This window comes from Rathayibacter sp. VKM Ac-2762 (genome assembly GCF_009866585.1).
Lineage (GTDB): Bacteria > Actinomycetota > Actinomycetes > Actinomycetales > Microbacteriaceae > Rathayibacter.
On sequence record NZ_CP047419.1, the window covers coordinates 1,246,262 to 1,258,961 of the forward strand.

Genomic DNA, 12,700 nt, shown 5'->3' on the forward strand with positions numbered 1-12,700 from the left:
CCGGATCAGTGTAGACGGTGGGCGGGAGTGCTCTCCCGAGCCGCGCGGAGCGGGCTCAGCGCGGGTCGGAGAGGGTCGACTCGATCAGGTCGACGAGCCGCCCGGAGCCGTCGCGGACTCCCACGCGGGCGGCCCGGCGCGCCATCTCGTCGCGACGGGCGGTGTCGCCCAGGAGCGGTACGAGCTCCCGCTGGACCCAGCCGGGGAGGAAGGCGGCGTCCTCGACGAGGACCGCTCCCCCGGCGTCGACGACGCCGCGCGCGTTGTAGCGCTGCTCGCCGTTGCCGACCGGGTACGGGACGTAGACCGCGGGCAGGCCGAGGGCTGTCAGCTCGCTGACCGTCGCTGCCCCCGCGCGGGAGACGGCCACGTCCGCGGCGGACAGCGCGAGGTCCATCCGGTCGCAGTAGGCGAGGAGGTGGTAGCCGGCCACCCCCGGGTCCGTGATCTCGGCGCGGTCGCCCGTGATGTGGAGGACCTGGAAGCCGGTGGCGACGAGATCCCGGGCGGCGGCGTGCACCGTCGCGTTGATCCGTCGAGCGCCGAGGGAGCCGCCGGTCACCAGGAGGGTCTGCCGGGACGGGTCGAGACCCAGCGCCGCCATCGCCTCGTCGCGGCGCGCGGCCCGGTCGAGCTCGGCGATCTCGCGGCGCAGCGGCATGCCGACGACCCGCGCGTGCGGCAGGGGCGTGCCCTCGAAGGCCACGCCGACCGAGCGGGTCGCGCGCGCGCCGAGACGGTTGGCGAGCCCGGGGCGCGCGTTGGCCTCGTGGACGGTGAAGGGGACGCCGGCGCGGCGCGCCGCCAGGTAGGCGGGTGCTGCCGCGTACCCGCCGAAGCCGACCACCGCGTCGATCCGCCGGTCGCGGATCGTCCGGACGATGCCGGCGATGGTCGCACGGAAGGCTCCGGGGAACCGCAGCGCCGCCGCGTTCGGACGGCGCGGGAACGGCAGCCGCGGGATCACCGAGAGCTCGTAGCCGCGGAGGGGGACGAGGCGGGCCTCGAGCCCCTCGGCGGTGCCGAGCACGAGCACCTCGTCGTCCGGGTTCCGCCTGCGGATCTCGTCGGCCGTCGCGAGCAGCGGATTGACGTGGCCGGCGGTGCCGCCGCCGGCGAGGAGGTAGCGGGTCACTCCGCCGCCGCCTTCCTGCGGCGCAGCACGCCCGCGCCGGGCAGGGGCGCGGTCTGAGTGCGGGCGAAGGAGAGGACGACGCCGATGGCGAGGAGCGAGCTGAGCAGGGCGGTGCCTCCGGAGGAGATCAGCGGCAGCGGGACCCCCAGCACCGGGAGCACCCCCAGGACGACGCCGATGTTGACGAACGCCTGGCCGATCAGCCAGACCATGATCGCGCCGGTGCTGATCCGCACGAACGGATCGGAGGACGCGTGGATGACGCGGAAGAAGGCGACCGCGAGGACCACGAACAGCGCCAGGACGACGATCGCTCCGATCAGCCCGAGCTCCTCGCCGATGATGGCGAAGATGTAGTCGTTGTCCGCGGCGGGCAGCCAGGACCACTTGGCCTTGGAGTTGCCGAGGCCCACGCCGAAGATCCCGCCGGAGGCCATCGCCCAGGTGCCGTGCACCGGCTGCCAGCACGAGTTCTGGTACTCCTCGACGTTGGAGCAGTCGCCGAGGAAGGACATGATCCGGGTGAGGCGGTTGTCGCTGGAGACGGCGAACAGCACCGCTCCGATCGCACCGACCACCACGATCGGCACGAGGACTTTCATCTGGACGTTCGCGTAGAAGAGCGCGGCGAGGACGATGCCCGCCATGATCACGACCGTGCCCAGGTCGCCTCCGATGAGGACCAGTCCGATCGCTGCGCCGCCGACGATCAGGACGGGGATGAGCGCGTCCTTCCAGTCCTTCGGCGACCGGTAGCGGCGGGCGAGCAGGAGCCCCAGCCAGAGGGCGAGCGCGAGCTTGATGATCTCGGAGGGCTGCATGCTGAAGGCGCCGAGTCGGATCCAGTTGCGGTTCCCGCCGACGGAGTCGCCGAGCGGCGTGAAGAGCACGAGGCACTGGAGGACGCAGCCGGCGATGAGCAGGATCGGCGTCACGCGCTTCCACACGCCGAGGGGCAGCCGCGAGACCACCAGCATCATCGGGATCCCGAGGAGGGCGAACCCGCCCTGGCGCAGGAAGCCGCCGAAGGAGTCGTCGCTCGACACGTAGGAGGTGACCGACGAGGAGGAGAGCACCATTGTCAGTCCGAACAGCACCAGGAAGAGCGTGGTGCCGAAGAGGAGGTAGAAGTTCGGCGAGTGGGAGGCGAAGACCTTCGACAGGACGATCCGCGCGGAGCGGGCCCCGCTCCGGTCCTTCCCGCGCGGCTCAGTGCGCGAGCGGCCCGCGGGGCGGCTCGTCGTCGGAGCGGTCATCGGCTCCCCCTCCCAGGTGTGTCGCCACGGCGGCCGCGAAGGAGCGGCCCCGAGCCGCGTAGTCGAGGAACTGGTCCATCGAGGCCGCGGCGGGTGCGAGCAGGACGACGTCCCCCGAGCGGGCGAGCGTCGCGGCCGCCTCGACGGCCGCCTGCATCACCGCACCAGTGTCGTCCGGCACCGCCTCGCTCACGGGGAGGGCGGGCGCGTGTCGTCGGAATGCCGCGAGCAGCGCCGAGCGGTCGGCGCCGATCACCACGGCGCCCCGCAGGCGGCCGACGTGCGCGGCCACGAGGGCGTCCACGTCGACGCCCTTGAGCAGGCCGCCGACGACCCAGACGACCGACGGGTACGCGCGCAGCGAGGCGTCGGCGGCGTGCGGGTTCGTGGCCTTGGAGTCGTTCACCCAGGTCACCCCGTCGTGCTCGGCGACGACCTGGATGCGGTGGGCGTCGAGCTCGAAGGACGCCAGCGCGGTGCGGACGGCCGTGACCTCGATCCCGCACGCTCGGGAGAGCGCTGCCGCGGCGAGCACGTTCTGGACGATGTGCGGAGCGGCGAGGTTCCGTTCGGCGAGCTCGTCCACGGTGGTGATCTCGAGGGCACTGGTGCGGCGGTCCTCGAGGAAGGCGCGGTCGCAGAGGATGCCGTCGACGATCCCGAAGTCGCTCGGGCCGGGCACGCCGAGGCCGAACCCGATCGCCCGGGCGCCCTCCACCACCTCGGCGTCGAGGACCATCTGCTCGGTCGCCGCGTCGGCGCGGTTGTACACGCAGGCGACGCGGGTGCCGGCGTAGACCTTGCCCTTGGCCGCGCGGTAGGCGTCGAACGAGCCGTGCCAGTCGAGGTGGTCGTCGGCGATGTTGAGGCACGCGCTCGCGATCGGCTCGATCGCGCCCAGGTAGTGCAGCTGGTAGCTCGAGAGCTCCACGACGAGGACGTCGAAGCCCTGCGGGTCGCGGACCGCGTCGAGCACGGGCACGCCGATGTTGCCGCAGGGGGCGGCGCGGAGGCCGCCGGCCACGAGCATCGTCGCCGTGAGCTGGACGGTCGTGGTCTTCCCGTTGGTGCCGGTGACGGCCACCCAGTCGGCCGGAGTGCCGTCGGCGCGCACGACCTTGTCGCGGACACGCCAGGCGAGCTCGACGTCGCCCCACACGGGGATCCCGGACTCCGCCGCCCACACGAGGATCGGGTGCGTCGGCCGGAAGCCGGGCGACACCACGACCAGCTCCGGTGAGAACGCGTGAAGCTCCTCCGGAGCGGAGTCGAGGCGGTCGGCCCGGTGCAGGCGGGCGCCGATCACCTCGAGCAGGCGCTCGCGCTCCTCGTCGGCGCGGTCGGCGAGGACCAGCACCTCGGAGTCGAGCTCGGTCAGGGTGTCGGCCACCGAGAACCCGGTGACGCCCAGGCCCAGCACGGCGACGCGCAGGCCGCGCCAGTCCGAGTGCCAGCTGCGGAGGGAGTCGGGACGGGCGGGATCGGTCATGCCAGCGACAGCCATTCCAGGTAGAAGAGCCCGACTCCGGCGGCGACGAAGATGCCGGCGATGATCCAGAACCGGACCACGACGGTGATCTCGGCCCAGCCCTTGAGCTCGAAGTGGTGGTGGAGCGGGCTCATCAGGAAGATGCGCTTGCCCCGGGTCAGCTTGAAGTAGATCCGCTGGAGGATGACCGAGCCGGTCACGATGACGAACAGGCCGCCGATGAGGATGACCAGCAGCTCGGTGCGGGTGAGGATCGCCAGGGCCGCGAGCGCGCCGCCGAGGCCGAGCGAGCCGGTGTCGCCCATGAAGATCTGCGCCGGCGAGGTGTTCCACCAGAGGAAGCCCACCAGGGCACCGGAGACGGCCGCCGCGATGATGGCCAGGTCGAACGGGTCGCTCACCTGGTAGCACTTGTCGACGACCTCGGGGTTGAGGTGCTGGTCGAAGCACCACTGGTTCGACTGCCAGAACCCGATGATGACGTAGGAGCCGATCGCGAGGATCGAGGACCCGGTCGCGAGTCCGTCGAGCCCGTCGGCGACGTTCACGCCGTTCGACGTGCTGGTGACGATGATGCAGATCCACAGCACGAACAGGCCGATGCCGATCCAGCCGAGGGAGGCGAAGTCGAACGGCAGGTCGCGGATGAACGAGATCGAGGTGGACGCGGGGGTGAGCCCGTTGGAGTCGCGGACCATGATCGCGATCACCGCGAAGGCCGCGGCGACGATGACCTGGCCGGCGATCTTCGCCCAGCCGCCGAGGCCGAGGCTGCGCTGGTTGCGGGTCTTCAGGAAGTCGTCGACGAAGCCGACGAGTCCGAGCCCGACCATCATGAAGAGCACCAGCAGGGCCGACGGCGCGATCGCCCGGTTGCCGAACAGCATCCCGAGGAAGTAGCCGACCACGGTACCGATGATGATGACGATGCCGCCCATCGTCGCCGTGCCGTGCTTGACGTGGTGCGACTTCGGTCCGTCCTCGCGGATGAACTGGCCCCACTGCAGGCGGTGGAAGAGGCGGATGAACAGGGGCGTCATCAGGAGCGTGAAGGCTCCCGAGAACGCGCCGGACAGGAGGAGTGCCCTCATCGGTGACGCTCCCCGAGACGGTCGGCGAGGAAGCGCAGCCCCGCGGAGTTGGACGACTTGACCAGCACGGTGTCGCCGGGTCGCAGGTAGTCCTCGAGGAGGTTGAACGCCTCGTCGGAGGTCTCCGCGAAGACGGACTCGCCGCTCCACGATCCCTCGCGCTCGGCCGCGACGTGGATCCGGCGGGCGCCTCGGCCCACCACCACGATCTGGGAGATGTTGAGGCGGACGGCCAGCAGGCCCACGCGCTCGTGCTCCTCGTCGGCCCACTCGCCGAGCTCGCTCATCTCTCCCAGGACGGCGACGGTGCGCCCCCCGGGCTTCGCGATCTGGGCGAGGGTGCGCAGGGCGGCCGCGGTGGAGTCGGGACTCGCGTTGTACGCGTCGTTGATGACGCGGACGTCCTCGCCGCCCAGGACCTCCATGCGGCCGCGCTCGGCGAGGGTGACGGTCGCGAGAGCCTCGACGATCGCGGGCAGCGCCACTCCGACCGAGAGCGCGGCGGCGGTCGCCGCGAGGGCGTTCATCACGTGGTGCTCGCCGAGGACGCGCAGCAGGAGCTCGGCGCGAGCGGCCTCGCGGCCCTCCCCCGCCGAGACCTCGATGGCGAAGCGGGTGCCGTCGGCGGTCGCGTCGATGTCGACGGCGCGGACGTCCGCGCTCTCGCCGCGGCCGAACCAGAGGACCCGGGCGGCGGTGCGGCCCGCCATCGAGGCGACCCGGCCGTCGTCGGCGTTCAGCACGGCGACGTCGTCGGCGGTGAGGTCGGCGACCATCTCGGTCTTGGCCTCGAGCGTGCGCTCGATCCCGCCGAACTCGCCGGCGTGCGCGAGGCCCACGGCGAGGACGACGCCGACGTCGGGCCTGGCCATCCGGACGAGGCGGCGGATCTCGCCGACCGCGCTCGCGCCCATCTCGGCGACGAGGAAGCGCGTCGACTCGGAGACCTGGAGCATCGTGATCGGCGCGCCGACCTCGTTGTTGAAGGATCCGCGCGGAGCGACCGTCTCGCCGACCCGCTCGAGGACGGTGCGGAGGAGGTTCTTGGTCGTCGTTTTGCCGTTCGAGCCGGTGACGCCGATGACGGTGAGCCCGCCCTTCGCGCGGACGCGCCGGACGACCTCGGTCGCCAGCGCTCCGAGCGCCTCGACGGAGTCGTCGACGAGGACCTGCGGCACGTCGAGGTCGAGCGGGCGCTCCACGATGAGGAGCGCGGCACCGCGCTCGAGAGCGGCGGGAGCGAAGAGGTGGCCGTCGGTGTGCTCGCCGCGCTTGGCGACGAAGATCCCGCCGGGCGCGATCTCGCGGGAGTCGGTCTCGGTCGCTCCGTCGATCACGGTGGCGGCCGTGGCGGACGAGCCGGCCAGGTGGAGGCGTCCGGAGACGGCCTCGGCGATCTCGGTGAGGGTGAGGGCGATCATCTACAGCCAGCCCGCCTCGCGCAGCGCGTGACGGACGTCGTCTCTGGCCGAATACGGCATGTGCACTCCTGCGATCTCCTGGTGGTCCTCGTGGCCGGGCCCGGCGTAGAGGATCGAGTCCCCTTCGCGCGCGAGGGCGACGGCGGCGCGCACGGCGGCGCGCGGGTCGGCGATCTCGTGGATCTCCCGGTCGGGCACGGCGGCCCGGGCGCCCTGGAGGAGCGCGGCGCGGATGGCGGCCGGATCCTCCCAGCGCGGGTGGAAGTCGGTGACGACCACGACGTCGGCGAGGCGGGCGGCGATGGCGCCCATGTCGCTCCGCTTGGTCGTGTCGCGGTCCCCGTCCGCCCCGAACACCATGAACAGGCGGCCGGGCGTGATGGACCGCAGCGCCTCGAGCGCGTTCTGGAACGCGTCGGGGGTGTGGCCGTAGTCGACGTAGACGCGCGGTCCGCGCTCCCCCGAGACGAGCTCTGCGCGGCCCGGGATGTAGACGTCGAGACGGCTGTCCTCGAGCGCGTGCGCGACGGCGTCCAGGTCGAAGCCCGACTCCACCAGCATCACGATCGCCAGCGCGGCGTTGGACGCCATGTACCAGCCGATCAGCGAGACGGTGACGACGACGGAGCGGTTCTCGGGCCCCTCCAGGCGGAAGGTGGTGCTGTCGGGCGTCGCGTCCAGCACCGTCATCGACCAGTCGGCGGGCGTCGTCGGGGCGACTCCGACGACCGGCGAGCCGGCGAGCGTCGCGACGGGGATGCGGCTGCGCTCGGCGAGCTCGCGCCCCCAGGCGCTGTCGACCGTGACGACGCCGCGGCGTGCGCGCTCCGGCTCGAAGAGGTCGGCCTTGGCCTCGAAGTACTCGCGCAGATCGGAGTAGTCGTCGAGGTGGTCGTGGCTGAGGTTCGTGAAGCCGACGACGTCGAAGACGAGGCCGTCGATCCGGTGCCGCGTGAGCGCCTGCGCCGACACCTCGATGGAGACCGCGCGGACGGCGGACTCGCGCATCCGCGCGAGCAGGCCGTGCAGCTCGCTCGCCTCGGGAGTGGTCAGCGAGCTGACCACGGCGACGTCGCCGATCCGGCGCTCGGCGGTGGAGCTGAGGCCGGAGACGACTCCGAGCCGGCGCAGCAGCGCGTCGAGGATGTAGACGACGCTCGTCTTGCCGTTGGTCCCCGTCACGCCGAAGAGCGTCGGGACGTCCTCGCGGGTGCGGTGGATCCACGCGGCGACGTCGCCGAGGGCGGCCCGCGGGTCGGGGGTCACCAGCACGGGCAGGCCGCTGTCGGCGGCGAGCTCCGCTCCGGCCGGGTCGGTCAGCACGGCGACGGCTCCGGACGCCGCGGCGGCCGACGCGAAGGCCGCGCCATGGGCACGGCGTCCTGCGACACCGACGTAGAGGTCTCCGGACTCGACCTGGTTCGAGTCCAGCGTGACTCCGCTCACCTCGACGCCCTCGAGGCCGCGGACCGGGCCGAGGGAGAACTCGGCCACGAGCTGCGAGAGACTCCGCGGCACGGGGTGCTCGGGGCGGAGGGAGGACTGCGGGCGAGGGTCGTGCACTGCCCGCTCTTTCTCTCGTTCTGGTGCGTGGATCGTGGTCCCGGCGGGGCTCACCACGTCGTCGGGTACTCGACGGGCGGCACCGTGGACGGCTCCACCCGGTTGGTCTTGAGCACCTGGGTCATGACCTGCTGGAAGACGGGAGCCGTCGCCTGGGACGTGTTCATCTTAACCGGATCGGCGATGGTGACCGTCACGACGTACTCCGGGTCCTCCGCCGGCGCGAGCCCGGCGAGCGAGACGGTGTAGCTCTTCGAGTAGCCGCCCTTGCCGTCGGGCTGCTGCGCGGTACCGGTCTTGGTGGCGATGTTGTAGCCGTCGACGTGGATGTCGTTCGCCAGCCAGCCCTCGTTGTAGTGCGTCTGCAGCATGTCGACGACCTGCTTCGCGGCCGAGCTCGACACCACCTGGGTGCCCGTCGCATCGGGGACGTCCACGACGGAGCCGTCGGCCGTGGTGCAGCCGTCGATCAGCTGCGACGGGAGCCGCACTCCGCCGTTGCCGAGCGTCTGGTAGATGCTCGCGACCTGCACCGCGGTCGCCGAGACGCCCTGGCCGAACATCGTCGTGTAGTTCGTCTGGTTGTCCCAGTCCTGGTAGTCGGCGAGCAGGCCGCCCTCCTCGCCGGGGAAGCCGCTCGTGGTGGGCGTGCCGAGACCGAACTTCTGCAGGTAGTCGTAGCGGGTCTGGGCCGACAGGCGGGAGCCGAGCATCGAGATGCCGACGTTCGACGAGTCCTTGAGGATGCCGGTCAGCGTGTAGTTCGTCGGGGTGTGCGCGAAGTCGTCGCTGAACGAGGCGCCGTCCTTCTCGAAGGAGTCCGGGACGACGACCTGGGTCGTCGGGCCCGCCTGGCCCTGGTCGATCAGCATCGCGGCCGTCATCGGCTTGAAGGTCGAGCCCGGCTCGAACGGCGCGCGGAAGGCGCGCGAGCTGCGGTCGGCGGAGGCGCTCGCCTCGACGTTGTTGGGGTCGACGGTCGGCGTCTCGGCCACGGCGAGCAGCTTGCCGGTCTTGACCTCCTGCACCACGACGATCCCGTAGCTGCCGCCGACCTCGGCGACGCGCTGCGAGAGGACCTGCTGGGAGTAGTACTGGAGGTCGGAGTCGATGGTGAGCTTCAGCGTCCCGCCGTCGACGGCCGGGGTCTCCGAGACGGTGCTGCCCGGGATCCGGACGTAGTCGGCGCTGCGCTCGTAGCTCTCGGACCCGTTCTGCCCCGCGAGGCAGGTGTTCTCCGCGTACTCCATGCCCTCCTGGGCCGCTCCGTCCGCCCCGACGTAGCCGACGAGGTTGCCGGCCACCGCGCCGTTGGGGTAGCTGCGTCCCTGCTGGGTCTCGAAGTAGGTCCACGGGATGTCGAGCGCGACGAGCTTCTGGTAGGCCTCGAGGTCGAGCCCCTCCGAGAGGATCAGGTAGTTGGCCTTCGCGTCCTTCGCGAGCGCGGCGTCCACCGCTCCGGTGATCTGCTCGACCGACTGCCCGGTGATCGCGCCGATCTCGGAGGCGGCCTGCTGCACGCTGACCATGACCTTCTGGTCCTCGCCCAGCTCGCGCGGGAACTCGGCCACGTTCTTCGGCGAGGTCGTCAGCCGGTAGCGCGTGGTGGTGTCCGCGAGCACCGTCCCGGAGCGGTCCACGATGGGGCCGCGCTGGCCGTAGGTGACGACGCTGTTCGACTGGTTCTGGGCGGCCGCATCGGTGAGCTCGTTCGCCCGCACGATCTGGATGTCCACCAGCTTGCCGATGAAGAGTCCGACGACGGCGACGATGATGACGAACGTGACGGCCGTGCGGCGTCTGCTCGAGCGGTGGTGTCTCACTGCGGCGGTGTCCTTCTTGCTCCGGGCGGGCGGGCCGCCGTTCGTCGGGTCCGGATGGTCGCCGTGCGCCCCGCGGGGCGGGTGCCCGCACGGAGGCGGACCGCGACGCCGTGCGTCAGTGCGTGATGGGCGCGGGCAGCTCGCCCTGCAACGGTACGGCCGCGCCGTCGACAGCCGGGGAGGACGCGCTCGCGCCGGGCTGGAGAGCCGGGACGAGGGCGTTGGGCACGAGCGGCGCGGAGGCGGTGCCCGCGACTTCGCTCGACGCGGCGGAGGAGGGGTCGCCCAGCACGGCGCCGTCCGAGAGGCGGAGGTAGACCGGCGCGGTGTTGGCGACCATCCCCAGGCCCTGCGCGGCGGTGGCGAGGTTCTGCGGCGAGCTCAGCGTGTCGACGGCGTCCTGCTTCTCCGCGTTGCTGCGGGTGAGCGACTTCTGCTCGGTCTGCAGCGCCGAGATCTGGTAGGCCCCCTGCGAGAGGCCGACGCTCACCAGGAGCTGGACGACGATGATCGCGAAGAGGCCGGCGACGGCGACGATCCCGTAGACGAGCTTCGGGCGCGACTGCGCCTGACCGGCCGGGACGGCCTCGATGCGGGGGCGGGGCGCCTCCTCCTCGGGGCGTGCTCGGCGGGCGGTGTCGATGACGGCGGGGTCGATGACGGCGGGGTCGATGACGGCGGTGGCGCTCATGCGGTGCTCCTGATCCTCTCGGCCGCGCGCAGACGCACGGGTGTCGCTCGGGGGTTGCGGGCCTTCTCGTCGTCGGAGGCGAGCTCGGCTCCGCGGATGACGAGTCGGAACTCGGGTCGGTGCTCCGGCAGCTCCATCGGGAGGCCGGCCGGGGCGGTGGAGGAGGACGCTGCCTGGAGCGCGCGCTTGACGATCCGGTCCTCGAGCGACTGGTACGCCTCGACGACGATCCGCCCGCCCTCGTTGATCCGGCCCAGGGCGGCGGGGATCGCCCGCTCGAGGACGGACAGCTCCTGGTTGACCTCGATCCGCAGCGCCTGGAAGACGCGCTTGGCGGGGTGGCCGTTCCGCTGGATCGCGACCGGGGTCGCCGCCTGGATGATCTCGACGAGACGGCCGGAGCGCTCCAGCGGAGCGTCGCGGCGGGCCTCCACGATCTTCTTGGCGTAGCGCGCGGCGAGGCGCTCCTCGCCGTACTCGTGGAAGATGCGGCGCAGGGCGGTCTCGTCGTAGTCGGCGAGGATGCTCGCCGCCGTGAGCGGGGCGGTCGAGTCCATCCGCATGTCGAGCGGCGCGTCCTTGGAGTAGGAGAACCCGCGCTCGGTCTCGTCGAGCTGGAGCGAGGAGACGCCGAGGTCGAAGAGCGCACCGTCGATCGTGTCGATGCCCAGCTCGTCGAGCACGTCGGGCAGCTCGTCGTAGACGGCGTGCACGAGGTCGATCCTGGAGGCGTGGGCGGAGAGCCGCTCCCCCGCGAGCTGCAGCGCCTCGGGGTCGCGGTCCAGGCCCACGAGGTGCAGGCCGGGGAAGCGCTCGAGCAGCGCGAGCGAGTGCCCGCCCATGCCGAGCGTCGCGTCGACGACGACCGCCCCGTCGCGCTCCAGTGCCGGAGCCAGGAGCTCGACGCAGCGCTCGAGCAGCACCGGGAGGTGCCGCTCCTCGGTCGGGCGCGGAGCGCCCTTCGGAGTGTTCTCTGCCATGGCGGTCCCGCCGTTCCCGTTCCTGTCGTCCGATCCCCATCCACCTCGCGTCCGGACACCGGGGAAGGTGCGTCCGGGCGCCGAGTGGCTGGGAGTCGCGCGACAGGACCTAGAACAGGCCGGGGATCACCTCCTCCTGGGTGTCGGAGAACACGGACTCCTGCTCCTGCAGGTAGGTCTCCCAGGCGCCCTGCGCCCAGATCTCGGCGCGGTTGCCCGCTCCGATGACGGTGAGGTCGCGGTCGAGGCCCGCGTACGCACGCAGCGGAGCCGGGAGAGTCACGCGGTTCTGCTTGTCCGGCGTCTCGGCGCTCGCGCCCGAGAGGAACACCCGGAGGAAGTCCCGCGCCTGCTTGCTGGTCACCGGCGCCTGCCGGATCTTCTCGTGCATCACCTCGAACTCGGCCTGGCTGAACACGTACAGGCACCGCTCCTGGCCGCGCGTGACGACGACTCCGGAGGAGAGCTCGTCGCGGAACTTGGCGGGGAGGATCACGCGGCCCTTCTCGTCGAGCTTGGGGGAATAGGTGCCGAGGAACACGGACTGCCCCCCACTTCTTCCGGCCAAGGATGGTGTGTCCTCCACAGTACTCCACTTCCCCCCACTCACAACCCCGGCGCGGCGCGGGGCGCGCCGGAGAGGCCCCGGTCATCCGCGTGTTTCCGCGGAATCGCGACAGTGGGGCGAAGTGGAGGGGGAATGCCGCGGGAGGGAGGCCGCGGGCACGAAAAAAGGGCCGATCCGTGAGGATCGACCCTGTGGTGGAGCGGATGGGAGGCTAGCCGCGTCCGTCTCCGCGGTTGTCCCACCTGTCGTTCAAACGGTCCATGAAGCCGGACCCCTGGCGGTTGCCCGAGCGGGGCTTCGACGGACGGCCGACGTCGGGCAGGCCGGGCTCGGAGGAGCCGCCGGCGGCCGGGCGCATGGCCACGATCACGCCGCCGAGCATGAAGGCGAACCCGAGGATGCCGACGAGGGGCTGGCGCACGACCACTCCCGCGACGAGCACGGCGAGACCGAGGATGCCGAGGAGGATGCCGAGCACGAGGGCCCGGTAGTTGGTGCCGCCGCGTCCCTTGCCGACCGCCGCCACGAAATCGGCGTCGTTCTGGTAGAGGTTCCGCTCCATCTCATCGAGGAGCCGTTGCTCGTGTTCCGAAAGCGGCATCGTGACCCCTTCAGGGTGCGGCGTCGACCCTTTCGGGGATCGGCACCGGAATAGGCGGCGTCTGGGCTCGACCGGTCGGGCG

General features: G+C 71.7%; 11 protein-coding genes. All 11 read right to left on the reverse strand.

What is annotated here, in order from left to right; all coding sequences use genetic code 11:
- Positions 1-55: 55 nt before the first annotated feature.
- On the reverse strand, positions 56-1,135 hold the full coding sequence (gene murG / locus GTU71_RS05885; protein ID WP_159939469.1) for an undecaprenyldiphospho-muramoylpentapeptide beta-N-acetylglucosaminyltransferase: 1,080 nt from the start codon (positions 1,133-1,135) through the stop codon (positions 56-58).
- A complete protein-coding gene (gene ftsW, locus GTU71_RS05890; RefSeq protein WP_104222593.1) occupies positions 1,132-2,391 on the reverse strand; it encodes a putative lipid II flippase FtsW in 1,260 nt (419 codons plus the stop codon). The genes murG and ftsW overlap by 4 nt, the downstream gene beginning before the upstream one ends.
- Positions 2,345-3,880 carry a UDP-N-acetylmuramoyl-L-alanine--D-glutamate ligase gene (gene murD, locus GTU71_RS05895; protein ID WP_159939470.1) on the reverse strand — a complete coding sequence of 512 codons (1,536 nt, stop codon included), beginning with the start codon at positions 3,878-3,880 and terminating at the stop codon, positions 2,345-2,347. Before murD ends, ftsW begins: the two co-directional genes overlap by 47 nt.
- Positions 3,877-4,971 carry a phospho-N-acetylmuramoyl-pentapeptide-transferase gene (mraY, locus tag GTU71_RS05900; RefSeq protein ID WP_104222591.1) on the reverse strand — a complete coding sequence of 365 codons (1,095 nt, stop codon included), beginning with the start codon at positions 4,969-4,971 and terminating at the stop codon, positions 3,877-3,879. The genes murD and mraY overlap by 4 nt, the downstream gene beginning before the upstream one ends.
- Complete coding sequence (murF, locus tag GTU71_RS05905; protein ID WP_159939471.1) at positions 4,968-6,392, reverse strand: UDP-N-acetylmuramoyl-tripeptide--D-alanyl-D-alanine ligase; 1,425 nt, start codon at positions 6,390-6,392, stop codon at positions 4,968-4,970. Before murF ends, mraY begins: the two co-directional genes overlap by 4 nt.
- Positions 6,393-7,955, reverse strand: coding sequence for a UDP-N-acetylmuramoyl-L-alanyl-D-glutamate--2,6-diaminopimelate ligase (locus GTU71_RS05910; protein WP_104222589.1), 1,563 nt, complete (start codon positions 7,953-7,955; stop codon positions 6,393-6,395).
- A gap of 50 nt (positions 7,956-8,005) precedes the next feature.
- On the reverse strand, positions 8,006-9,778 hold the full coding sequence (locus tag GTU71_RS05915; RefSeq protein WP_244229623.1) for a penicillin-binding protein 2: 1,773 nt from the start codon (positions 9,776-9,778) through the stop codon (positions 8,006-8,008).
- A gap of 115 nt (positions 9,779-9,893) precedes the next feature.
- Positions 9,894-10,469 carry a hypothetical protein gene (locus GTU71_RS05920; RefSeq protein ID WP_104295644.1) on the reverse strand — a complete coding sequence of 192 codons (576 nt, stop codon included), beginning with the start codon at positions 10,467-10,469 and terminating at the stop codon, positions 9,894-9,896.
- Entirely contained in the window at positions 10,466-11,449 is a 984-nt protein-coding gene (rsmH, locus tag GTU71_RS05925; protein ID WP_104354519.1) for a 16S rRNA (cytosine(1402)-N(4))-methyltransferase RsmH, read from the reverse strand. Before rsmH ends, GTU71_RS05920 begins: the two co-directional genes overlap by 4 nt.
- Before the next feature lie 109 nt (positions 11,450-11,558).
- Positions 11,559-11,990: a division/cell wall cluster transcriptional repressor MraZ gene (gene mraZ / locus GTU71_RS05930; RefSeq protein WP_104222586.1), complete on the reverse strand. Its 432-nt coding sequence runs from the start codon at positions 11,988-11,990 to the stop codon at positions 11,559-11,561.
- Between the two features lie 238 nt (positions 11,991-12,228).
- Positions 12,229-12,618, reverse strand: coding sequence for a DUF3040 domain-containing protein (locus GTU71_RS05935; RefSeq protein WP_104233350.1), 390 nt, complete (start codon positions 12,616-12,618; stop codon positions 12,229-12,231).
- Between the last annotated feature and the right edge of the window lie 82 nt (positions 12,619-12,700).